A 24789-nucleotide genomic window follows, 5' to 3' on the forward strand; every position below is an offset into this window, starting at 1 on the left:
AAACTTTTCACATCATTTTCTTTATACAAAGTCATCATATATAAATTGAAAATCATGTTATGTTTAAAACATAAATTATTTAAACAATCCAATTTTAGGATGGTCCAACAAAGAGGCATCTATATTTAGGAGGCCTTACTTATTATGAAAATTCGTTTAATCACTCATCCAATACATAGAATAAAACAGGTGATAATCGATTTCATCCACAACAATCACATCATCAACTGGACACCATTACAAAAAAGTGCACTCATGCTCACACTTGCCTGTGCCATGAATTTCAGTTGGGTTTTATGGAAAGGTTATATTCTAATTACCCCAAGTGTCTGGCAATGGGCACATTTACCTTTAGTTGAGTCGCAACTCTGGCTCAATTTATTGACTTTATTTTTATTGGGTCTTTTGATTATCCCCTGCTATCGCTACAAAAATGATGAACAGGCTCAAAGAATTATTCCTTTTGTGAGTGTGCAATTTTTTACGCTCATGCTATGCCACGATGGATATTTAATTGGCAGTATTAGTCCCGCCACCATGGTGGGTTATGTCGGCACCATTGGTGTCGGTCTCGTATTATTTGACCGAAAAATTGTTTATAGCGCTCTCGTACCCGCGACAATTATTTTAACCGTATGTACTTATTTGAGTATGAGAGGTGCTTTGCCTTATGCCCCTCTATTTAATTTTAATGCCATGAAACATGCTCAAACTAATCCCTTTTGGTTGGGAAGCATGGCATTTTTTATTATGCCCATTTTATTGGCCTGTTTTATTTTATTTGAAATATTACTCACTCAATGGCGTCAACGAGAAACTTATATTCAACGCTTAAGCCAACTCGATCCATTAACGAATGTATTAAACAGGCGTAGTTTAAACACGCATTTAGAATCAATGCATCAACAGCAATTTAACTATGCGATAGTACTTCTTGATATCGATCATTTTAAAAAAATTAATGACATATACGGACATCACCAAGGTGATCAGGTCTTAATTGAAATTGCTCAATGTCTTTCTGAAAACTTGCGTAATGAAGATATTATTGGTCGGTTTGGTGGAGAGGAATTTATTTTATTACTTCCTCATACCGATATTATTCAAGCAGAAACAATTGCTGAGCGTTGTCGCTGTGCTTTACAAGAATTACCTGTTTGTAGCACTCAAAATAATCCCATTCACATTAGTGCAAGTTTTGGAATAAGCTGTTCAGCTTTTGCACAAGACCCTTATCTTGTTATTCGGCAGGCAGACCAAGCACTTTATGCAGTAAAAGCTTCAGGACGTAATCAGGTACGTACATTTCATCAGACTGAAGCTGTTAATACACTATGATTTTTTTAGTTTTGCCAAACTCGCGAGTTGCTGCAAAAGCTCTTGCTGACTAAAAGCACCCGTTAAACGCAAAGCACGAATTTCTTTTTGCTCTGGGCTTAAAAATAGATAAGTCGGTGGTCCTAAAATATTCCACTGCTTGAGTAGCGCTTCATGTGACTGATCATAATGGCTCAAATCAAGCTTAATTAAATAATATGGCGCAAGAGCAGATTGAACCTCGGGTGCTTTTAAAATACGGTGTTCAATCGGTTGGCAGGCAACACACCAGTCTGCATAAACATCAACTACAATAGCCCGATCAGCTGGAGCAGCCGCTAAAATCTTTTGGAAGTCTGCCGCGCTAGTTGCAATATGCCACTCGGCCATATGCTCGGAACTTTGCAAATTTCGATTATGAATATGTTGATACTGGTTATAGGCTACAAAAGGGGTAACGATTAATAATAAGATCGCGTAGAGCCATTGCAGCTGTCCTTTTTTCCAGAGAAGCTGATAAAGCGAATAAGCTATAAAAGCGAGCCCTAGTACTAAACTAAGTACTTGCATACCCCAATCTGGCAATAAAGGACGAATAAAGTAGAGGCTTAAACCCAACATCAGAAAAGCAAAAATCACTTTAATCTGATGCATCCAGTCGCCCGCTTTAGGTAAGAATTTTGCCCCTAAAATACTTGCCAGCAGCAGCGGAATTCCCATTCCAAAACCTAGGCAAAATAAAAGCAAAGCACCTTGCCATTGGTTTTGTGTTTGAGAAATAAATAATAAAGTTCCAGCGAGAGGTGCAGTCATACAAGGACCGACCAAGAGTGCAGAAACCACACCCATGACTCCTGCACCTACTAAAGTGCCGCCTTGTTGCATCGACTGAATACGGTCAAGTCGATTTAACCATGTTTGCGGTAAACGAAGCTCAAACAAACCAAATAGGTTCAGAGCAAATACAATAAACAGCAAACTGAATGCAATTAAAGTCGCAGGCTGTTGTAACCAGCGTTGAAAATTTAAGCCTGCTGAAGAGGCAATTAAACCTAAGCCTGCATAGACTAATGCCATGCTACAAACAAAAGTAAGTGCAATGACCCAAGCCTTTAGACCTTTATGTTCTCGAATAATTAACGAGGTTAAAATAGGCAGCATTGGTAAAGAACATGGCGTAAATGCGAGCAACATGCCTAAACCTAAAAATAATAAAACACCATACCAAAGCGAGTGTTCAATTAGCTTAGCGGACCAAATCTGATCTTGTGCAATTTCTGGCGTGGCTGGATCTATTACTGACTCTGTGCTCTGTGCTTTTTCTAAAAGTTTTGAATCTGAAGAAGCATCTGCTTTTGTATTTGCCAAATCTAGCAATCGTTTTGGCGCTGATCCTGCTTGATTTTGTACACCAACCAAGCCATCTGCATCAGTTTGAAACTCAATGGTTTGTGGTGGATAACAAATTCGATCTTTTGCACAGCCCTGCCAAGTCACACTATAGTGCTCTGAAGGCTTAATCTTAATTTGGAAATTAACTTGATGGTAGTAAACCTCACTTTGCCCATAATTTTCATCATATTGAGCAATCGCTTTAGGTAACTTTAAAGCTAAAGGTTGCGTACCTTGTTGGACGGTAAATTTATGCTGATATAGATAGTAATTTGGCTGAATCTGCCAAGATAAACTTGCAGTATGCGGCTCAGAAGATTCAACCGAAAATGAAAAAGCTTGTTCGGGTGACAGTAGCTTATCTTGCGCAGAAACCAATTGGCTAAACACACAAACAGCAACTGCTAGAAAATAAAGAATTCCCTGATGAATAAGCTTTTTCATTAACATAAATTTAAATTGCTTCGATTAGAACAAAAACGCCATACCTAAGCCACCTCGGTAGCCCTTATCTTGACCATCCAAATCGACGCCAACACTCGCATCAAGTTGAGTACGTTTATTTAGTGCATACACTAAACCTGTACCTAAACTATATTGGTAGTCTTGGCTTTCAGCTTTACGATAAACAAATTCAGAATAACCAGAAAGTTTACCCGCAATCTTATAATTGATAGTTGGAATTGCAGTCACAGCCCAGTTACTGTTTTGCACTTCGTAGCGCATGGTAATTGCGGTATTGATCAAGTCACTATATTGATAGGCCACTGCTGAACTTAGGCTATAAATATCATCATGCGCAGTAAATTTATCATTACCCGTTGCAATGACAGCTTGAGCCAATACAGCCATTGTTAAATTTTCATCATTTAAATCAATAGCTCTTTTTAAACCAATGCTTACATCGCCTAGACCAGAGGTATCTGTTGTTTTACCTGCACGTTTGGTTTGAGTCCATCCCGGACCTTGCCAGCCTAATTGTAATTCTAAGTTCTTAGCCAAACCTGTACGGAATAACATATCCGCATTTACGGTTACAGTTTTTTCTTTCACGCCATCAACAGTTGATTCTGTATAAGTTGCACTTGGTAAACCTTGTTCCCAAGCTAACTGCCCTACTGGCGTGATGCCTGTTCCGAAGCCTGAACCTGGACGGTCAAACGAGAACTCTGCTGCGAAAGTACTTCCTGCTGCAACGGTGGTCAGAGCAAAAGTTAAAATTTGTACTATTTTCATTTTAATATCCAATCAAGTAGTGAGTTCTTTTGACATTTTTGCTCCATGACGGCGCAATAACTCTAGTGTTTCACGCTCTTCTTGAAGCGCCTCTGACCAATCTATTTCATCAAAATCACAATCAAAGAACAACTGACTGATTGAAGATAAAATGGTGAGTCCTTCCTCATCACGTGTGTTTGGATCAACTTTTTCGTCAAGTAAACGTTGAACCGCTGGTGCACATGCCGAGCTTGCAGCATCCCATAACGGACCATAAAACTCTTCTGCATCCCAAAGATGTAAATTAGCTTTAGCCTGAATTAAAGCTTCGAGTATATCGAGGTAAACTTGTAATGCTTGTTGCTTTTCTTCTTTTGATAATGGTGTACCTGCTTCATAAGCTTCAGATACATTTTCCCACCATTTAAAAATTCCGTCACAGATAATTGATATAGGTGGCCCTTGTTCCGGATCAATAAAGTTCGGATCAAGTCCGTCAGCAAGTAATTTCTGCACTTGCGCGAGTTCTAATTCTTCTATGGCTTTAATTAAAGCTTGCTGCTGGGTGGTTAACATGACCATCTCTCAAAAATATATTAGAGCTATTATGCCTAATCTCTTCTCCAGATTTTAGAGGTTGATTGCATTGCATTGCAAATCTAATGTTGTGAATAGTTTTATTTTCAACAAATAAAAAAAAAGCCCCGCAGGGCTTTTTTACAATCTTTTATACTTCATCATCAATAAATTCAGGAAGGCCGCCTCTCGGGTGCTCCTTTTTCTCAAAAGTATGTTCAAGGCTACGTTTTAATTTTTCAATCGCACCATGAATTGAAGCATCAATATTGCCTGCTTTATGGTGCACTGCAATTGGTTTCAAACCAGAAGGACGTGCTTCGATCATACATTGGATGTCTTTGTCGCCACTTTTATCCCCATTTTCATCACTAAAATGAACCGAGAAATGCGTAATACGTTCGCTATGACGTTGGAATTCTTGAGTAAGTTCTGCACGTACATAAGTAATTAAACGTTCGCTATTATGGATGTTTTTATCTGTGCGGATTTCAATATTCATAAATACCATCCTCTCTTTCTTACTGTGGATCTTTTCTATGCAAAACTTTTTTATGTTGGCATGTTTTAAGCATGCATGAACTGACTTCAATTGTACATTTTGATGGTGTAATGGTTTGTTATCTCCTGACTTAAACGTACTGCTTTTAATATATTTTGAAGATCTCCATATCTTCAATATCAGTCCATCTATAAAAATATGCAAGCTGATTTTTTAAATTTTTATGAAAAATTGAACAAAAGGAGAGCAATCGTGTCCAAATTTTACCTATCTGGAGCCGAGCTCATTGAGCAAATTCAAAAGTCTCCTTATTCACGTGATTTAATCGGTTATCACGGGCAGCCTCCACAGGTGAAATGGCCTAACAATGCCAAGCTTGCTGTGCAATTTGTGCTTAATTATGAAGAAGGTGGCGAAAAACATGTTGAGCACGGCGATGAAGGCTCAGAACAGTTTTTATCGGAGATTATTGGCGCTGCAAGCTACCCTGCTAAACATATGTCGATGGACTCTATGTACGAATATGGCTCACGTGCTGGATTTTGGCGCATTCATGCTGAATTTCAAAAACGTAAGCTCCCGATGACCATTTTCGGAGTTGCGATGGCACTTGCCCGAAATCTTCATATTGTGGAAGCAATTAAGCAAGCTGATTATGATGTAGTTTCTCATGGCTACCGCTGGCTTCACTATCAGGACACTGATATTGAATTAGAAAAACAGCATATAGAACAAGCCTTATCTGTTTTAGAAAACTTGTTTGAAAATAAAACAATAGGTTGGTACACCGGACGTGACAGTCCCAATACGCGTCAGTTACTTACCGAGTTTCCACAAATACAATACGACTCTGATTATTATGGCGATGACTTGCCTTTTTGGACGACGCTTACCGATGCTGCTGGTGCATCAAGAGCTCATTTAATTATTCCTTATACGCTCGAATGCAACGATATGAAGTTCTGTTCACCGGGGGGATTTAATAATTCAGAACAATTTTTTCAATATTTAAAAGATAGTTTTGATGTGTTGTATGCAGAGGGTGAAACTGCACCAAAACTGATGTCGATCGGTATGCATTGCCGTATTTTAGGGCGTCCAGGACGTTTTAAAGCATTACAAAAATTTCTAGACTATATTCAAATGCACGATCGTGTCTGGGTTTGTCGTCGTCAGGATATTGCAGAACATTGGTATAAAAATCACATAACTCAATAATTGATTTTAATTTTCTAAACTCATAAGCGAATCACAAATTATTGTTGGCACTGTTATTGCTAAAACTCTATATCACCATAATGAGCTTAGGAATAACAGTGTTTTTAGCCGAGTTTAACCAAGCACCACCTGAACAACTCAAGACTCTGTTAAACAACTGCGTCCATATTCCAGCTTGGGCAGAAAAAATTATTTCAGAACGCCCCTACTCATCAACGTCAGTTCTTTTAGGGTATGCAGAACAACTAAGCCACATATGGTCATGGCAAGACATCGAAACTGCTTTAGCAACCCATCCAAAAATTGGTGAACGACAGGCAAAAAAGCAACTCAATGCAAAAGAACAAGACTTTTCAGCTCAAGAACAAGCCGACATTTCGTTAGATGAACAAACACAAAAGGCTCTGCTACAAGGCAACCTAGATTATGAACAAAAGTTTGGTTTTATTTTTTTAATTAAAGCCGCAGGACTCCGTAGCGATGAGATTTTAAAAAACCTTCATAAGCGTCTTCAAAACAACTTAGCTATAGAAAAACTAATTGTACATGAGCAACTCGCAGCGATTGCTCTATTACGCCTGTCTCAGGAAATACAAGCATGATCAGCACTCATATTTTAGATACGAATTTAGGTAAACCAGCTGCATACGTAGAAGTGAAGTTATTTCATGCAAAAACCCATGAGCTGATTGCGACCGCAACCACCAATCAAGATGGGCGTGTGGGTGATTTTGGAATAAAAGACTTGGGTGAAGGTGCTTATCAACTTGAATTTGAAATTGAATCTTATTTTTCCTCACAACAAGTCAAAACTTTTTTCCCGCGTGTCTGTATTCAATTTTTTATAGAAGACATCAACCAGCATTACCACATTCCATTACTCATTAGCCCGTTTGCTTACTCCACTTATCGCGGTAGCTAACTCAAAATATAAATAGGAGAAAATATGAATCATCGACAAAAGAATGCGATTTCTCCAGAGCATGAATATTTAGGAATTTCCAAAAGTTTTGCTTACGGTTTGCAGCATGTGCTTACTATGTATGGGGGTATTGTAGCCCCGCCACTTATTATTGGAACAGCAGCTGGCTTAAGCTCAGCACAAGTCGGAATGCTCATTGCAGCTGCCCTATTTGTAGGCGGATTGGCAACACTGATACAAACCATTGGAACCAAATATCTAGGCGCAAAATTACCTTTAGTTCAGGGTGTGTCTTTTGCTGGCGTAGCAACCATGGTTGCCATTATCACCACTGGTGGCGGCTTACCTGCTGTGTATGGTGCGGTGATTGTCGCATCTCTGATTGGACTATGCCTTGCACCTTATTTTTCAAAAATCATTCGTTTTTTTCCACCTGTTGTGACGGGATGCGTCATCACGATAATTGGACTATCTCTGTTACCCGTTGCAATTCGCTGGATGATGGGTGGCAACGATAAAGCACCCAGTTGGGGAAGCGTAGAAAATATTTCTTTGGCTCTACTCACCTTAGGCATTGTGATTGTTTTAAATATGCTGCCTCAAGCAAGCATTCGTCGTTTATCCATATTATTAGCGATCGTGGCTGGCACAATACTGGCTTACTTCATGGGCTTTGGCGATTTTAGTCAGGTCAGCTCAGGTGCATGGCTACAATTTCCACATTTATTTGCATTTGGATTACCAACTTTCGAGCTCAGTGCGATCTTGTCGATGCTGATTGTTACCTTGGTGATTATGACGGAAACCACAGCTGATATTATTGCTGTCGGAGACATTGTAGGAACTGAGGTCGATTCGAAACGGATCGCCAATGGTGTGCGTGCCGACATGTTTTCTAGTGCTTTCGCACCTCTCTTCGGTTCATTCATGCAAAGCGCTTTTGCCCAAAATGTTGGGCTGGTTGCAATTACCGGCATAAAAAGTCGGTTTGTCGTGGCAGCCGGCGGTGTCATTCTGATTATTTTGGGTCTATTACCTGTTATGGGCCGCCTCATTGCCGCAATTCCTATGCCTGTACTTGGTGGTGCAGGTTTGGTCTTGTTTGGGTCGGTTGCGGCGAGCGGAATTCGCACTTTGGCAAAAATTAATTATAACGATCAGAAAAATTTAATTATTGTCGCGACTGCTTTATCGGCAGGAATGATTCCAATTATTAACCATGAATTTTATGCTCATTTTCCAACTTGGGTACAAACTTTATTTCATTCAGGTATTAGTTCAACTTGTATCTTTGCTATCTTATTGAATTTATTATTTAATCATTTACCTTTACTTCATAGCTCATCTACCCCTCATTTAAGCCAAACCGTAAACACCCGAAATACACATTAATGAATTAATTTTTAGAGTCCCACTTCGGTGGGCATTTTTTTTAACCGTTGATCAAATTTGGCTTCATTTTTGCTTAAGACTCTGTATCCTTAGCGTGCTTTATTTGGGGGGAGATCATTTAAATGCGATTAAAGCAACTGGCGGCGACTTGTGCCTTGTTATCTACAACTGCCGTGGTTCAGGCAAAACCAATCTGGCAAGATTTTAGCGTGACTGGACTTTATGGTGAAAACTATGAAGTTGTAGACGCTAAAGAAACTACCATTACATTGGAATATGCAGCAAAAGTTAAATATGCTGATGTGTTTTTCTTTATGGACCGCATGCGCGGCGAAAACGATCACAAAAGCACATATTTTGAGTTATCACCACGTTTGAGCTTAGGCGAAATATCTGGCAAAAAATTGGCTTATGGCCCAATTAAAGATGTGCTCATTAGTACCACTTGGGAAAGTAACAGCGAAAACGGCAATAATTTCGATAACTTCTTATATGGTTTTGCTGTCGATTTAGACATTCCATATTTTAAATATGCGAATTTAAACTTCTACCGCGCGAGCAATGAGAAAACTGACGACGATTATCAAATGACATTCGTCTATGGAATTCCATTTAATATTGCATCTGAAGAATTTTTGGTAGATGGTTTCCTTGATTGGTCAACTGCTGAAGGTGACCATGCCAGCGAAATGAACTGGACAACCCAGTGGAAATGGAATGTGGGTAAACACATTTCTCCTGACACACGTCTATACCTCGGTATCGAACACTCGATATGGAATAATAAATTCGGTCTGCAAGGCCGAGACGAAAATAACGTCAGCGCATTGGTTAAATACCACTTCTAAAATTTTATTTAGAAGCATAAAACAGCAAGGATAATTCCTTGCTGTTTTTGTTTTAATCGAGTGGATTACCCACAATATTGCTAATAATCCCCTGCATAATATGTCCACCTTGTTCACGGCGTAATTCTGCATACCATGCTTGTGTAACGCTTTCATCTTTCATATGAGTCACATCACAGCGTTTACGCGCACGAAGTACCAATTCATTTGCACGTTCATTACGCTTGTTTTGATAGCGACGTAAAGCATCTTCGACACCTAAAGTGTTAATTTGCAGAGAACGCGCTAAATAAATCGCATCTTCCATCGCTTGGCAACCGCCTTGTCCAATATCAGGTGTGGTGCTGTGTGCAGCATCTCCCAAAATCACCACACGACCTTTATAAAATTGAGTAAATGGTTCAATGTCATGGATTTCTACCCGATTGGTCTTTTGCGAGTCTAAACGTTCGATGAGCTGCTGCACAGGCTGGCACCAATCAGCAAAATATTGTTTTAAAAGTTTTTTATAGTCATCTCGATTATTGTCTAGACCTGCTGGCAAAGGCACATCTAAAAAGAAATAGAACTTGCCATCTGCAACTGGCATTAGAGAAGCTCGCTTGCCTTCCCCCACATAAGTCGTCCATTGCTGAGCTGGAGCTAAATCTTCAGATATTTCAACCAAGCCATTCCAGTTCACATAACCTGCATAACGGCGCTGTACTTGCTGACCCAACACATAGGCACGAGTTAGTGAGTGGGTACCGTCAGCTCCAATCACTAAATCGGCTTGTGTAGAGCTACCGTCTGCAAAATGGACCTCAACATAATCAGCTTTATCATCAAGACTGACCATTTTTTTGCCTAAATAAATCTGATCTCTGCCAAACTCATCCATCAGCATATTTTGTAAATCGGCGCGTGCAACTGGATAAGGTCTTTGGCCTACTTCTTCAATTAATGGTAGTAAACTGAATTGTGTCATCACATCTCCAGTTAGACCATCCACATAGGCCAAATCATCCATTTGTCCACCAAGTTTGGCGATTTTGTCAGTTAATCCCAGATAGTTTAGACATTTCACACCATTCGACCACAGCGAAATTGCGGCTCCGACGGGCAAAATCTTTTCAGTTTGCTCAAAAATACGAACTGGGTGACCAAATTTTTTTAATGCAATGCCTGTGGTTAGACCTCCCATTCCCGCACCAATAATCACCACATTCATAACACGCTCCTATAGATATTCACCTATAGGGTGCTTATGCTAAAAACATGCCATTGTTCAAAATTTATTTAGTTTTTCCACAAAACTGGCATGCACCATGCTTATATATTTACGTGTAAAACTCGTCTCAACACGCTCCGTGTTGGCGCAGTTTTAAATGAAAAATCATGTTTTTAACAAGAAATACGGATAATCTACTATGGCAACATTGCACGCTCCAGCATTTGAACTTCCTGAAATTTTGAATTCGAAAACTAATTTGGCAGATGCCCGAATTGGTGCACAAGTCATTGAGTGTTCAGATGATTTCTTTGCAGAAGCAAAGCGTATGCTGCAATTTGATGCACCTATTTTTGTTGAAGATAAATTTGATGACAACGGCAAATGGATGGATGGTTGGGAAACGCGCCGAAAGCGTCATGCAGGTTATGACTGGTGCATTGTGAAGCTAGGTGTTAGTGGAAAAATCAGTGCTCTTGATATTGATACCAGCTTTTTCACAGGAAATTATCCAGCATCTGCATCTTTAGAAGCATGTTATGCACCAAATGGCGACCTTACAGGGGCAAAATGGGAAAATGTTTTAAGTAATACTGAACTCGGCCCAAGTCAGCATCATATTTTTATGGTCAATAATGATGCACTTTTCACTCATATACGCCTCAATATTTTCCCAGATGGTGGTATTGCCCGTTTACGTGTTTATGGAGACGTTCATATTCAGGTAACTGACAGCGAGCAAACTCTCGATTTATTAGCCCTCGAGAATGGTGGTCGCGTAGTTGCTTATAGCGATGCTCATTTCGGACATCCACGTAATTTGATTAACCCTAGCCGTGGCGTCAACATGGGCGATGGATGGGAAACCAAACGCCGCCGAGCACCGGGTTATGACTGGTGTATTCTTGCGTTGGGTAAAAGCGGAAGAATTGAGAAACTTGAAATTGATACAGCTCACTTTAAAGGGAATTTCCCTGCCCAAGTATCTATTCAAGCGGTTTACCTTGAAAATGCAACCGATGCACAACTAATTCCACAAAGTATGTTCTGGTCTTATTTACTTGAAGCTCAACCAATGCAAATGGACCATATTCATGAATATGTGAATGAAATTTTACAGCATGAGAAAATCTCCCATATTCGTATTAACATGATTCCGGATGGTGGAATTAGCCGCGTTCGTTTATGGGGAAAAATTGCCAAGTCATGATCATGAATAATGTCCAAATTCAGCCTTTAACAATTGAGAACTTTCAGCCCTTCGGAGAGGTCATTTGTTGTGACGGGCATGACTTTTTTCATATTAATGATGCCCACACCGAGCGCTACCATGCGCTCGTCCAAACTGAGATTGAGGGGGAAGCAAACGCAGGAATTAGTATTTTTCGTAATATTAAAGCCAGTGTATTGCCTCTGGAAATTTCAATGCTAGAACGTCATCCGAAAGGCTCTCAGGCATTTATTCCATTACAGCAACAAAAGTTTTTAATTATTGTGGCACCCGCTTTAGACGAGAATACTCCCGACATTTCAAAGCTATGTGCTTTTATCTCAAATGGAAAGCAAAGTATCAATTATCGGGCAGGCACTTGGCATCATCCTTTGCTTACCTTTGAAGCACCGAGTGATTTTGTGGTGGTGGATCGAATTGGAACGGGAGCAAATTGTGATGTTTTTCAATTTCCAGAGCTTATAAAAATTACGGCCTAAATTAAAATATACAGATCTGTCTATTTTAATTTAATGGCAGAAACTGTTGTGGTGATTTCCAACAATTTAGATTTACATAAAAAATCCCCGCCTATTAAGCGGGGATTTTTTTATTCTATTTTAAACAGTAATATCGGCTAAGTTACCTTTCTGCTCAAGCCACTGCTTACGATCTGCTGAACGTTTTTTGGCAAGTAACTTATCAAGTAAACCCGCTGTTAAATGAGCATCGTCTAGATCGAGTTGTACTAAACGACGAGTGTTTGGGTCCATGGTCGTTTCACGTAGCTGACTCGCGTTCATCTCACCCAGTCCTTTGAATCGGGTAATTTGCGGATTACGATTGCCTTTCACATTTTTCAAGATGACTTCAAGCTCATCATCATCAAGCGCATAATGGACATCTTTACCAATGTCGATACGGAACAATGGTGGCATTGCTACAAATAGATGACCTTCCTCAACCAATGTCGGAAAATGTTTAACGAATAAGGCACAGAGTAAGGTCGCAATGTGTAAACCATCCGAGTCAGCATCGGCCAAAATACAGATTTTGCCATAACGCAGCTCTGATAAATCATCACTACCTGGGTCTACGCCAATGGCAATCGCAATGTCATGAACTTCCTGAGAAGCCAAAACCTCATCTGAAGAAACTTCCCATGTGTTTAAGATTTTTCCACGAATTGGCATGATGGCTTGAAAGTTTTTATCACGTGCTTGCTTGGCACTACCACCTGCTGAGTCACCCTCGACAATGAATAACTCAGTGTCTTCACGGGTTTGCCCAACACAGTCAGCCAATTTACCCGGTAAAGCAGGGCCAGAAACAATCTTTTTACGCTCAACTTTTTTAGCTGCTTTTAAACGACGACCTGCTTTAGAAATTGCCATTTCTGCCAGTTGCATGGCAATTTCAGCATGTTGGTTTAGCCAAAGTGAAAAAGCATCTTTGGCAATATTTAAAACAATATTAGATGCTTCTCGGCTAGAGAGACGCTCTTTGGTTTGACCTGAAAACTGCGGTTCTTGGAACTTGAGTGACAAAATATAGTTCACGCCATCCCAAACATCTTCTGCCGAAAGTTTAAGGTTACGTGGCAACAAGTTACGTAACTCACAGAACTCACGTAATGCTTCGGTTACCCCTGAACGTAAACCGTTCACATGAGTCCCGCCTTGCGCGGTTGGAATCAGGTTGACATAACTTTCTTGAACCTGCTCACCACCTTCTACATTCCAGCAAATCGCAAACTCACATGCCGCACGATCTGCCTGACCATTACTCACAAAAGCAGGATTTGGCAAAATTTCGCGGTCTTGCAATTCATCCATCAAATAATCGACGAGGCCATTTTCAAATTGCCATTCGATTTTTTCATCGTTAATTTGATCGATATAAATAATTTTTAACCCAGCGGCTAAAACAGCTTTGGCTTTTAAATTATGTTTTAGGGCTTTTAAAGCAAATTTCGGACTATCAAAATATTTGGTTTCTGGCCAAAAATGTACTGTTGTACCTGTCGCGCGTTTTGGAGCTTTACCTTCGAGAATGGCCAAAGGTGCAACGGGTTCACCCTGCTCAAACGCCATTTGGTATAGATTACCCTGACGTTGAACTTCGACCTCAACACGTGTTGATAAAGCGTTTACAACTGAAATTCCCACGCCATGCAAACCACCAGAAAACTGATAGTTATCAGTACTGAATTTACCGCCAGCATGGAGCTTGGTCAGAATAATTTCGATACCACATTGACCATATTCAGGGTGAATATCGACCGGCATACCACGGCCGTTATCTTCAACCGACAATGAACCATCTTTATAAACTGTGACACATATTTTGTCGGCATGACCCGCTAATGCTTCATCAACAGCATTATCAATAACTTCCTGAGCTAAATGGTTAGGTCGAGTCGTATCGGTATACATCCCTGGACGACGACGAACAGGGTCTAAACCAGAAAGGACTTCAAGCGATTGAGCCGTATATTGTGTCACGTTGTACGTTTTCCTTATTTGATGGTGTGCGCAAAGAATTCGATCACTAACGGTAATTTTTCTTCAAAATCTTCCATAGCATGATTGCCATGAGCATCCGTCAAAATCAATGAGGATGGCGTTGCAGCACTATAATAGCGTTGTGCTTGACGATAATCCAAAATTTCATCGCCTTGTTGCAACAAGACGAGTATTTTGTCAGCATTTTCAGGTTGTTTCAGTTCCAGTTGTTGTAACTGTCGCAACTGAACATGATCAATTGACCATTGATCATTCACCACATAGGGCATGCTTTCAACTTGGAATAACTCATCAAACAACTTCCATGGTTGCATAGCAGGATTAATCAGTACAGCCGGAATATTATATTTCGCGACAAAATATGTCGCAAAAAAACCGCCGAGACTACTACCAACTAAAGCCACGTCTTGCAAAGATTCAATCAGCGCTGAAACTTGCTCTACCACTAGATTAGGAGATCTGTTTAGGTCTGGCAAATGCACATTTATGCCTAATTCGCTACAATACTGCTTAAGGCTTAGTCCTTTAATTGAAGAAGAGCTACTATTAAAGCCATGGAGGTAGATAATATTCATATATTTCCCTCTAAATTGAGAATAAACTCACATTTTTGTTCTCAGTTTGTATATAAAAACACTATTGTCAGACAAGAAAAACCACTCAACTTACCATTCATCAGTATTTTAAAAACATGTGTTATTTAAACTACTAAGATGGAAACGTTTACTGCCGTTGATAAAAAGTACAGCTTAAAACGTCAGTTATAACGTATATGGGGAAAAGATATGCCGAGCTTAACACCACTACATGAAACTTATTGTAAATGGGATCGTACGCCACCTAGTCAGGCAGACGTATTAGAAGGTTTAGCTCAACTGTTCAGTACCAGCTTAAATGGTGTACATGAATTAATACAAGTTATTAATATTGAAGTATTAAAAAATGCTTTTGGTGTGAGCACACAAAATGCAAAAAACTTTCAAAAACGACCATTTGTGCAAAAGGCATATCAATTTTCTTATGGCGCATTACAGAAATATGGTAGCCACTTTTTAGCCCCAAGTTTACGTCACATTATTGAGAAATATCCCACACTTCACGAAAAACCACTCACTCAGAGCCAACATTTTTTGGTCGGAATTTTGAATGGGATTTTTGGGGATTACCTACTTAAACAACATAGTCCACTCGCTTTACCAATGGTGCTATACGATCACTACGGTGCAATACAACAAGGGGAACTTGCAGGACGTATTGTGATTTTGGTTCATGGTTTGTGTATGAATCATCTGAGTTGGTCAAACGCACATTATGGGGGTATTGGGGAGCGCCTCTTAGCACAGCGTGACCACAACACCATGCTGTATTTAAACTACAATACCGGTCGCCGCATTTCAGCAAATGGGCGCAGTTTTTCCAACTTATTAGAAGATTTGGTACAACGTAATCCAAGAATTACCAGCATTGATATTATTGGCCATAGTATGGGCGGACTGGTTTCTCGTAGCGCCTTGTTTTACGGCAAACAAAATATGTATCAATGGATTCATATGGTCGAGAATCTAGTATGCATTGGCTCTCCACATCATGGTGCAGTACTTGAGCGTTTTGGCTTTACCATACAAGATAAGCTCGGGGCCTTCCCTTTTGTGGGTTTACTCGGTCAGTTAGTTAATATTCGTAGTAATGGGATTTTAGATTTACGCCACGGTAGTGTTCGTGATGACGACTGGGAATATATGGATGCCCGTATTGGCATGATGGATGATAACCGTGCCCCAGCTCCGTTACCTTCCCATATCAATACTTTTTTAGTGGCAGGAACACTGGAGTTTGAAAAAGTACGCAATAAAGCGCTTACCGTGATTGGAGACTATTTGGTGAGTGTGAAAAGCGCACTTGGCGAACATCCAAATCCACGTTTTCAGCTTAAAGTTCCAGATTCGCACAAAGCCGTGTTTTATGGCTTAAATCACTTTGAAATTCAGTATCACTCGAGTGTTGCCGAGCAGATCACACGCTGGCTATACCCTCATGTGAATGATTATGTCCAAGAAGGTATTCAAACTCATATTATTGATATGCCAAACTATACGCTCGAAGATTTAGAAGGAATTGTAGAGACGTAAAAAAAAGCCCAACTTAAGTTGGGCTTTTTAATTAAAAGGATAAATTCAATTTTAGAATAATATATATACACTAAAAAATTTATAGTTTAAATAAAAAACAATTATCCAAGAACCAACAATTTTATTATTTGATAAATATTAAAATTTTCATATAAAATACAACCATATTATTTAATATCTTAATATTTTCATTAAATAATTATTTTTGATATGCAATTTTTTATAATTTAATCTATTGGGGATAAAAATGCATGAGCATAAAGTTTATGTCTATGTCGTAGACAAAGAATACCAACCAACACAAGATCAAAAAGATCAAGCTATATCTTTTTTTGAAATAATTGTACCGGAAGCAGAACACTATCCATGTGGTTGGGATAATGCCAAAATTACTCTCGACAGTAAATTTATAGAAAGTCCTTTTACATTAACTGCTGGATTACCAAGTGGTTCAAATAAATATTGGCTTATTGATGAGGATGAAAACGCAGTCAACTCAGATGAAGATGATTATGATGAGTTAGCTTTGGATACTCAACTTCGACCAGAAATAATAAAAGAACTAGAAAACATATTAGGAACAGAACTTGCCTTAGTTTGGGAACCTGATTACTAATTTTTAAATTAAATAAATAGGATACTTTTTGGTATCCTATTTATTTTAAAATTATTAAGATAACTTATAGTCATTACTAATCTTTATACAATAGATTATCTTTGATATCTAAAACTTCATCAGAATAAAGATAGTATTTTCCTTTCTTAATGACTACTTTTCCTAACTTTTCACTACTTTGAACTTCAAAGAAATAAAGCTCGTTATTTTTCTCTTTCACTTTGCATATATAGGATTTATCAACCTGAAAGCCAGCAATAGAATACTCACACTTTTTTGGTGTTAGTGTTAAGACAGATTCTATCGTCGCAACATTTCCACCTAGTAGTTCTTCTGAACTATAATAATGATAAGTACCATTCCACTTATCTGTATTTGCAAATGTGTTAGCAGAAAGAATAAGCAATAATAAACAAATTTTTTTCATTTAATTAATTTATAAATAATCAAATCAAACTATTATAACCAAATTACAATACAATAAAATATTTTATTATTTTATAAATCAATCCTTAAAAATACTATTTTGAAAATTAATGCTTATCACTATTACCAAATATAGAGAAATATATGAAAGAAATTGTTGTTTTTGACTTGGATGGGACATTACTATCGGGTGACTCTACAAAGGCATGGTTAACAGATAAATTGAAATCTAATATTTTTAGATTTATCGCTGCACTTATTATTACGCCCATCGCTTTACCTCTTATGAAATTTAAGAAATATAAATCTAAAGGTGCTTCATTGTATTTATGGATTGCAACGTATAGCTTAAACGAAAAAGAATTAGAATACAGCTTTAAAAATTTCTCTAAGAATATCAATGAAACTACTTCCAGTTCATTATATTGGTTTGAGCAAGGTATAGCCGAAGTTAAAGATCATTTAGCCAATGGAAGAATTGTGTTTATTGCCACGGCTGCACCAGAAAAGTTAGCGAATGTTTTACTCGAGTCTATCAATCTAGATGTACGAATTATTGGTACTCCTCTACAAAAGAAACTAGGAGGATGGATAAGTGGGATACATTGCAGGTCTGAAGAAAAAGTAAGAAGATTGAATAAGCTTGATATCAAACAACCTTGGTTTGCAACATACAGTGATGATATTGAAGATGACTTACCTATTTTAATTGGCGCTAAACTACCCTATTTAATTAACGGGAATAACAACAAAATTAAAAATATAAAAATCAATAACTTAAAAATATTAAATTGGGTTTAAAAGTTATGATATGAGTATTGTTTATATAAGCTTTCTAACGACTAAATAAAGATAGTATAGGCACTTTTAGTAATAAAAGTGCCTATACTATCTAAATTAAATTTTCATTTATCGTGAATATTATCAGATACTTTTCATTAATTTTCTCTATATTTATTTCTTAAATCCAACAAACCTTTACTATATATTTCTTCATTTTCAGTACATGAAGCTTGTAAATTCATATCTAGGTAGGTATAACGATGTAATAATTTTTCTTCATTATTGTGTCCTCCAAAAATATTAAAATGAGCACCTTCATTCGAAAAACATTCAGTTACAATATTAGGAATTCCATCCCCTATCAAATCAACTCCTCTAATTTTATTATTTTTATATAGAATCTGATCCTTATTTAATTCAAGACCATAACCACGAACTAACTCATTACTTCTTTTATTAATATTATAAAAATAATTAGGCTCATCTGTAACAAAAGCTAATTCTGAAACACAATCAGAATCATCATTTTTCAATACTGGTGTTACGACATCATATTTAATTTTTTCATCATCTTTATAAATAATTACGATATCTTGATTAAGAGGTTTTTCACTTATAATACATTCTTCATCAGGATCTAATAATAAATAAATTTTATTATCTAAACCCTTTTTTATTTTTCTAATTTTTTCAGTAGATTCAATGGATTGATTATTATTTACTTTCTTTATTTCAAAAGAATTTGCATAAGCTCCTTCAATTACATATTGAATAGTAGATAAGCTAAAACCTACTAAACATACAAAAACTAATTTTTTATAAATCACTTCTATTTTCTCGCATCACTAATGAAATTAATATTTATAGCCATTCATAACTTTACTATATGAATTTTATCAAATTTCAACTTTCCAAGCTTTATTAGAAACTAATTTCCCATTCTTTACATTTAAAACAATATTGTAAGCTGCTGCACCACTCTCATTAAAAGTATTTAAAATAAAGATATTATTATTTAAGTAATATATTTTAAAATCAGCAAGCTCATTCTTGCCCCCATCGACACCATCTTTAGGGAAAAAATATTGCTCGAGCTCAGTTCTACTGATTTCTATTCTGTTATCTTTTTCTTTAACAATAATTTTATCAAGTTGTAAAAAATTATTGTCAGGTAGGCTACCATCTGTACCAAAGAACTTTTTATTATTAAAATACTTATATTCACCTTTAAAAGTTTTATAAAGTTTAGGATCTAAAATAGCTTTTTTTGCATACACTTCTACTATTATATTTTTATCACTATAAACAGCTTTTTCTCTAGAATATTGAGATAGTTTAATAGAAGTGTAACCACCAAAATTATTTATTCTATTTTTATAGACAAATCCTGTTACACCATTGCTTGCATTAACTAAACAAAAATTATTTGTCCCTCCATCCATTGCACAAGAAACAATTTCATTGTTATATAATTTGGATGTAACTTTCGAACTTAAACTTGAATTTCCTCGTACATTAACGTACCCATCTTTATCTTGAATAAAACCAAAGTCAGCATATGAAGCCTCAATAGATCCGATCATGAAAGAAGTAAAAACTATAAATTTAAGATATTGTTTCATTTAAGCTAAGCTCATTATTTACTTTGAATGATCTCTTTTATAACAATATCATCTTTCAAAATAATATTATTATAAAATATAATCAAAATTTTAAAAATTCATGGTTATTCTTTATCATCATGAAAATCACTTTCAGATTTCTATCAAGCCGCAATTTATATACTGCATTGACATAATCACTAAATAAAAAAATTATTGCTGTAGGATCTTAATCAAATTAGTATTATTATCGTATTTTATATTCTTAATAAGCTTACATTTCCCTTTATTTTCTATCAGAAAATCAATAAATTCATCGTGTGTAGGCGTATTAAATTTAACAGTAACAATATTATCTGTAGCTTGTAGTATACTAAATTTACCTATATCATCTTGTGCATTGCTTAAAATATTAAAATCTATATTGCATACACCATTTAAATTACTTCTACACGTATAATCTTTTACTAACATATTTGTTAGTTGATTAGAAAAAAACCTAGAAATAGTTTTTCTATCAGCATTCTCAATAATTTTATTTCCATCCACAGGATAATTTTTATATAAGGTAGTGATTAAATTTTTCGAGTCTTTAAAACATTTCTCATCATTACTTGCATTTGTAACACCAAAGAAAAAGGATAGAAAAATAAATGTAAATAATTTGTATTTCATAAGTTACACCTAAACTTGTACTTTATTTTATAAGAAAATTTATAAAAAAACATCATAATAATTTTTATTTTACTTATTTATAATCTTTCATTAATGATTTAAATTTTATTTTATAGTTTTAGTTATTAAAATTGATAGAAGATATATTTACAATTTGAGTATTTTCATTAGCAATGACAGAGCTTTACACTGCCATGACAATAAAAAATATTACTATTTTTCAAAATTTTAATTAAAATTTCTCTCTATACCCCAACTTGGTTGGGGTACAATCAAGGTATATATTAGTCTAATTTAAGACCTTTTTTTATTTTAAATTTTTCTTTAAAATTTTACCATTTTTATCTTTATAACTTATTACCTCTGAATTATCAATTGAATAGTAATCTCCTATTTTTTCCACTTTTAAATCAGGCTTTATTTTTATTAAATAAAATTCAGAACTAGAACTTTCATCTGTATCAATATATTTTTCAGCAATAGAATAAAAGCTATCTTTGAATTGAGGAAGGAATCTAAATGTATTTACATTTAATGAATCCACTTTTGTGTCATTAAGTACATTTATAAAATCAGGAGATATTTTTTCTAATTCAGAGAAAGAGTAAGCCCGATTATTAGAATTTTCAAGTTGCGTGCATTTCTTAGCTGAGTTTTTCTCCCTACATTTAGAGAAAAAATCTGAGGAAATTGGTAAATTAAGTTTTTTTATCACATTATTAGAATTATTTATATCCTTATCTAATTCAACTCTAGATTTAAAATCAAAACTTCCATTATTATATGTATAACAAGTTTTTACTGCTCTATAGGAGTTTTGATATTGATTAAAGTTACCATTTAAACAAAATGAATTACTATCAGATGAAAACTCTATAGGTTTAATATTTGACATTACACTTAATGAAGCTGGGAATGTGAAAACCTTAAGCTTTTCTAATTCAATAACTGCAAAATATAAATAATTTTTTTCTTTAAAATTCATTAAAAACTTGTTTTTATCAAAATTTGATACTTTGTTTTTTAAAATATTATTATAATCTTTTAATCTTTCTTTGGAACAAAAATCCACCTCATCATAATCAATTGAGCAGTCCTTTACATCGATTTTATTGATATCCTTAGCTACAGATGTATTACTTGAATATCCGAAAATTGATAAAACTACAAATATAGTTGAGCTAACAGATACATTTTTCATTTTTTCACCATTTAGTCTGTTTATTATCTTCATAAAATTTCTAAAACCACTACTATTGATTTCTTAACCAAGAATTCCAATTATTTTTTTGCAGAGAGCTGATATTCACTCAGAAAATCTCCCATTCATTATTATAAAAACAAGATCACTTATATAATATTAGCAAAATAACGAGATCAAAAAATCGTTATTTTGCTATAAAATAAAACATTAATCCAACATTATTTTATTTCCATTAAAATATACATTTTGATTACCATCTAATTTAAAAGACTTAACTTCACCTAAATTTTTTGTTTTTAAATTATTATTTAAAAAATAAGATAAATATAATATTTCTTGTTCACTATCTCCCTCACTATACTTAAATATATATAATACTTTATTTCCTAAAGGTGCATTAATATAAGTTGTATTAGAACCTCTCTCACTTACGAGAAATCGAAGTTCATTATTTTGAGGATTTTTTGACAATTCTTCTAGTTTTTTGTTATTAAAAATAGTTTCTTTACACTTTATCCCATTACATATAAATTTATTGTTTTCAAAAATAACTGGAAGATTTTCTTTTTCATGTTTCACATCTTTTTCTTTTTGTACTTTTTTAAAATAATTTATATCATTTGAATTAAAAATATAACATTCATTTTTAACATTTATATTATTATCTCTATATAAAAAAGTTGTTCCAGACAAACAAACTTTATTGCTGTATTGATTAAATTTAATAGTAGGTGGTTCTGATGCTATTTCTTCTAATCGATCATTAACAAAATATCCTATAGATTGCTCAAGTGGATATACCTTTTTTGTTCTAGGATCTATTACAATAAAATATTTAACTTTTCTAGGTACTCCCTTTCCTGTATCTTTATCTTTGTCAAGAATTAAAGCAATTTTATTTTGAGCAAAATTCTCTTTTTTATTTAATGCATCATTGTAAAGTTTTAAATTTTCATTTGAACAAAAATCAATATACCCTTGTTCAAATTTGCATTGAGTAATACTTTTTTGCGTAATATTTTCAATAATTGATTTCTTATCTCTTAATCCAATATCTTGATTATTTTCCTTAGCGAAAATACAGCTCGATACTGATATGACAGTAGAAAATATTACTAATTTTTTCAAAAGTTTCATTAAAAATGTCTCTCTGCACCCCAACTATGTTGGGGTACAATCAAAATATATACTAGTCTAATTTTAAGACCATTCTTATTTTAAATTTTTCTTTAAAATTTTACCATTTTTATCTTTATAAGTTATGACTCCTGAACTATCAATTGAGTAATAATCTCCTATTTTCTCCACTTCTAATTCAGGCTTTATTTTTATTAAATAAAATTCGGAATGAGAACTTTCATCCGTATCTATATATTTCTCAGCAATAGAATAAAAAATATCTTTTAATTGAGGAAAGAATCTAAATGTATTTACATTTAATGAATCTACTTTTTTGTCATTAAGTACATTTATAAAATCAGGAGATATTTTTCTTAATTCAGATAAAGAATAAGCCCGATTATTAGAATTTTCAAGTTGCGTGCATTTTTTAGCTGAGTTTTTCTCGTTACATTTAGAGAAAAAATCTGAGGAAATTGGTAAATTGAGTTTTTTTATCACATTATTAGAACTAGAATTATTATATTTATTTATGCCCTTATCCAATTCAACTCTAGATTTAAAATCAAAACTTCCATTGTTATATGTATAACAAGTTTTGACTGCGCTATAAGAATTCCGATATTGATTAAAGTCACCATTTAAACAAAATGAATTACTATCAGATGAAAATTCTATAGGTTTGATATTTGACATCACATTTAATGAGGCAGGGAATGTAAAAACCTTAAACTTTTCTAAATCAATAATTGCAAAATATAAATAGTTTTTTCTTTAAAATTCATTAAAAATTTGTTTTTATCAAAATTTGATACTTTGTTTTTTAAAATATTATTATAATCTTTTAATCTTTTTTTGGAACAAAAATCTACCTCATCATAATCAATTGAGCAGTCCTTGACATTGATTTTATTAATATCTCTAGCTACAGATATATTACTTGAGTATCCTGAAAACAAATATCACACCTAAGTTATTTATTTTGAATAAAATATGTTAGGTTTAAAAATGTAAGACTAAATCAGTTTACCTGCTTAAAATATACTTTTCTCCCTTCGGAACATATTCCATAAAAAACTCCATAAGATTCATTCTTTACTGAGGGATTATTCAAATAACTATTACAGTCCAATACTAAATCTCCAGCATTTTTCTTAAAAAATATTTTTTGCTTTTGATAATATGGAGCACCCGTATAATTATCAGCCAAATAATAGATTCCCGATTTAAAATTCTTTGATTCAGCCTGTTTTGTTGCATATCCATTTTTTATAAAATCAATCCCACCCAAGGCTAGGTTAACTTTATCAATATTTAAACTCAACTCACTACTATTATTTTTATCCGCTTTAGCTTCTGCCCATCCAACTTGAACATCTTCACTATAAACATTTTTATAATATAAGGTAAAATTACCATTATTATCTTTTATATAAAATTCATCATATGCAGGATCAAGTCTTTTAAAGAGATAATTATCCATCTTTTTTGTAGGTGTAAAATTCTTACACTTTCCTGACTTTTCACAGATTCGATATGAAAAATAAAGTTTTGTGTTACTTGATTTAGGCTGATCCGCCTCAGTTGTACATGCATACATTAAACTAATTAAAAATACAAGAAATAATCTGCTCATCATTGCATAGTCTCTATGTGCATAGCACCTTCACCCGCTACATCTGCTAAAATAAAATATATTGAAATATTTGATACTTAATTTTGAACATCAACAATTTTACGTAATTTAATATTAAATATTTTAGTTAAATATAATTAATAGTAATACATACCATCTTACACCTAATCTTATTACTTAAATAAGATTAGGTGTAAATAATATTATTCTCATATTAAGTACTTAGTCTCTCTAATTTATAAAAGTAAAAAAACTTACCACTCTTCGCAT

General features: G+C 34.9%; 25 protein-coding genes and 1 pseudogene. 11 read left to right on the forward strand and 15 right to left on the reverse strand.

Annotated features, from left to right (window positions below; all coding sequences use genetic code 11):
• The first annotated feature begins 144 nt into the window (after positions 1 to 144).
• A complete protein-coding gene (locus WA249_RS04910) occupies positions 145 to 1338 on the forward strand; it encodes a GGDEF domain-containing protein (RefSeq protein WP_336166711.1) in 1194 nt (397 codons plus the stop codon).
• On the opposite strand, the gene dsbD is transcribed toward WA249_RS04910, so the two are convergent.
• The 4 genes from dsbD to WA249_RS04930 all read right to left on the reverse strand — a co-directional run bounded on the left by dsbD (position 1333) and on the right by WA249_RS04930 (position 5005).
• Positions 1333 to 3159 (reverse strand): protein-disulfide reductase DsbD, encoded by a 1827-nt coding sequence (gene dsbD / locus WA249_RS04915; RefSeq protein WP_336166712.1) that lies wholly within the window; start codon positions 3157 to 3159, stop codon positions 1333 to 1335. The two genes, WA249_RS04910 and dsbD, sit on opposite strands and share 6 nt — an antisense overlap.
• A gap of 18 nt (positions 3160 to 3177) precedes the next feature.
• On the reverse strand, positions 3178 to 3945 hold the full coding sequence (locus tag WA249_RS04920; RefSeq protein WP_336166713.1) for a transporter: 768 nt from the start codon (positions 3943 to 3945) through the stop codon (positions 3178 to 3180).
• A 12-nt stretch (positions 3946 to 3957) separates the two neighbouring features.
• Positions 3958 to 4503 (reverse strand): ankyrin repeat domain-containing protein, encoded by a 546-nt coding sequence (locus tag WA249_RS04925; RefSeq protein ID WP_336166714.1) that lies wholly within the window; start codon positions 4501 to 4503, stop codon positions 3958 to 3960.
• Positions 4504 to 4654: 151 nt separating this feature from the next.
• Positions 4655 to 5005 (reverse strand): HPF/RaiA family ribosome-associated protein, encoded by a 351-nt coding sequence (locus WA249_RS04930; protein WP_336166715.1) that lies wholly within the window; start codon positions 5003 to 5005, stop codon positions 4655 to 4657.
• A gap of 252 nt (positions 5006 to 5257) precedes the next feature.
• Here WA249_RS04930 and puuE point away from each other — a divergent pair, with 252 nt between their 5' ends.
• From puuE to WA249_RS04955, 5 genes are all read left to right on the forward strand, one after another.
• Positions 5258 to 6223, forward strand: a complete 966-nt coding sequence (gene puuE / locus WA249_RS04935) for an allantoinase PuuE (RefSeq protein WP_336166716.1) — start codon at positions 5258 to 5260, stop codon at positions 6221 to 6223.
• A gap of 98 nt (positions 6224 to 6321) precedes the next feature.
• A complete protein-coding gene (gene uraD / locus WA249_RS04940) occupies positions 6322 to 6825 on the forward strand; it encodes a 2-oxo-4-hydroxy-4-carboxy-5-ureidoimidazoline decarboxylase (protein ID WP_336166717.1) in 504 nt (167 codons plus the stop codon).
• Positions 6822 to 7145: a hydroxyisourate hydrolase gene (gene uraH, locus WA249_RS04945; protein WP_336166718.1), complete on the forward strand. Its 324-nt coding sequence runs from the start codon at positions 6822 to 6824 to the stop codon at positions 7143 to 7145. Before uraD ends, uraH begins: the two co-directional genes overlap by 4 nt.
• 24 nt (positions 7146 to 7169) lie before the next feature.
• Complete coding sequence (locus WA249_RS04950) at positions 7170 to 8537, forward strand: nucleobase:cation symporter-2 family protein (RefSeq protein ID WP_336166719.1); 1368 nt, start codon at positions 7170 to 7172, stop codon at positions 8535 to 8537.
• A gap of 122 nt (positions 8538 to 8659) precedes the next feature.
• On the forward strand, positions 8660 to 9385 hold the full coding sequence (locus tag WA249_RS04955; protein ID WP_336166720.1) for an outer membrane protein OmpK: 726 nt from the start codon (positions 8660 to 8662) through the stop codon (positions 9383 to 9385).
• Between the two features lie 52 nt (positions 9386 to 9437).
• On the opposite strand, the gene hpxO is transcribed toward WA249_RS04955, so the two are convergent.
• Entirely contained in the window at positions 9438 to 10595 is a 1158-nt protein-coding gene (gene hpxO, locus WA249_RS04960) for an FAD-dependent urate hydroxylase HpxO (RefSeq protein WP_336166721.1), read from the reverse strand.
• 199 nt (positions 10596 to 10794) lie between these two features.
• Between hpxO and alc the strand changes: the two genes are divergently transcribed.
• Positions 10795 to 11805: an allantoicase gene (gene alc / locus WA249_RS04965; RefSeq protein WP_336166722.1), complete on the forward strand. Its 1011-nt coding sequence runs from the start codon at positions 10795 to 10797 to the stop codon at positions 11803 to 11805.
• Positions 11802 to 12305 (forward strand): ureidoglycolate lyase, encoded by a 504-nt coding sequence (locus WA249_RS04970; protein ID WP_336166723.1) that lies wholly within the window; start codon positions 11802 to 11804, stop codon positions 12303 to 12305. The genes alc and WA249_RS04970 overlap by 4 nt, the downstream gene beginning before the upstream one ends.
• Positions 12306 to 12425: 120 nt before the next feature.
• Here the strand turns inward: WA249_RS04970 and parE are convergent, their stop codons facing one another.
• Positions 12426 to 14309 (reverse strand): DNA topoisomerase IV subunit B, encoded by a 1884-nt coding sequence (gene parE / locus WA249_RS04975; protein ID WP_336166724.1) that lies wholly within the window; start codon positions 14307 to 14309, stop codon positions 12426 to 12428.
• A 14-nt stretch (positions 14310 to 14323) separates the two neighbouring features.
• The gene (locus WA249_RS04980) at positions 14324 to 14905 is read right to left on the reverse strand and encodes a YqiA/YcfP family alpha/beta fold hydrolase (RefSeq protein WP_336166725.1); all 582 of its coding nucleotides are present in this window, start codon (positions 14903 to 14905) and stop codon (positions 14324 to 14326) included.
• A 210-nt stretch (positions 14906 to 15115) separates the two neighbouring features.
• Here WA249_RS04980 and WA249_RS04985 point away from each other — a divergent pair, with 210 nt between their 5' ends.
• Entirely contained in the window at positions 15116 to 16459 is a 1344-nt protein-coding gene (locus tag WA249_RS04985; protein WP_336166726.1) for an alpha/beta fold hydrolase, read from the forward strand.
• Between the two features lie 247 nt (positions 16460 to 16706).
• A complete protein-coding gene (locus WA249_RS04990) occupies positions 16707 to 17075 on the forward strand; it encodes a hypothetical protein (protein WP_336166727.1) in 369 nt (122 codons plus the stop codon).
• 76 nt (positions 17076 to 17151) lie between these two features.
• On the opposite strand, the gene WA249_RS04995 is transcribed toward WA249_RS04990, so the two are convergent.
• Positions 17152 to 17502: a DUF5991 domain-containing protein gene (locus WA249_RS04995; protein ID WP_336166728.1), complete on the reverse strand. Its 351-nt coding sequence runs from the start codon at positions 17500 to 17502 to the stop codon at positions 17152 to 17154.
• A 143-nt stretch (positions 17503 to 17645) separates the two neighbouring features.
• Here WA249_RS04995 and WA249_RS05000 point away from each other — a divergent pair, with 143 nt between their 5' ends.
• Positions 17646 to 18302 carry a haloacid dehalogenase-like hydrolase gene (locus WA249_RS05000; RefSeq protein ID WP_336166729.1) on the forward strand — a complete coding sequence of 219 codons (657 nt, stop codon included), beginning with the start codon at positions 17646 to 17648 and terminating at the stop codon, positions 18300 to 18302.
• Positions 18303 to 18439: 137 nt separating this feature from the next.
• Here the strand turns inward: WA249_RS05000 and WA249_RS05005 are convergent, their stop codons facing one another.
• The 7 genes and pseudogenes from WA249_RS05005 to WA249_RS05035 form a co-directional block, all read right to left on the reverse strand.
• On the reverse strand, positions 18440 to 19111 hold the full coding sequence (locus WA249_RS05005; protein ID WP_336166730.1) for a hypothetical protein: 672 nt from the start codon (positions 19109 to 19111) through the stop codon (positions 18440 to 18442).
• A gap of 69 nt (positions 19112 to 19180) precedes the next feature.
• Positions 19181 to 19906 (reverse strand): SH3 domain-containing protein, encoded by a 726-nt coding sequence (locus tag WA249_RS05010; RefSeq protein WP_336166731.1) that lies wholly within the window; start codon positions 19904 to 19906, stop codon positions 19181 to 19183.
• A 192-nt stretch (positions 19907 to 20098) separates the two neighbouring features.
• A complete protein-coding gene (locus WA249_RS05015) occupies positions 20099 to 20560 on the reverse strand; it encodes a hypothetical protein (protein WP_336166732.1) in 462 nt (153 codons plus the stop codon).
• A gap of 307 nt (positions 20561 to 20867) precedes the next feature.
• Positions 20868 to 21761, reverse strand: coding sequence for a hypothetical protein (locus tag WA249_RS05020; RefSeq protein ID WP_336166733.1), 894 nt, complete (start codon positions 21759 to 21761; stop codon positions 20868 to 20870).
• A 210-nt stretch (positions 21762 to 21971) separates the two neighbouring features.
• Positions 21972 to 22901: a hypothetical protein gene (locus tag WA249_RS05025; protein WP_336166734.1), complete on the reverse strand. Its 930-nt coding sequence runs from the start codon at positions 22899 to 22901 to the stop codon at positions 21972 to 21974.
• Between the two features lie 75 nt (positions 22902 to 22976).
• Positions 22977 to 23842 (reverse strand): annotated as a pseudogene (locus tag WA249_RS05030) (hypothetical protein).
• Between the two features lie 62 nt (positions 23843 to 23904).
• Positions 23905 to 24522: a hypothetical protein gene (locus WA249_RS05035; protein WP_336166735.1), complete on the reverse strand. Its 618-nt coding sequence runs from the start codon at positions 24520 to 24522 to the stop codon at positions 23905 to 23907.
• Positions 24523 to 24789: the final 267 nt, after the last annotated feature.

Source organism: Acinetobacter sp. 161(2023) (genome assembly GCF_037027805.1).
Taxonomy (GTDB): Bacteria; Pseudomonadota; Gammaproteobacteria; order Pseudomonadales; family Moraxellaceae; genus Acinetobacter.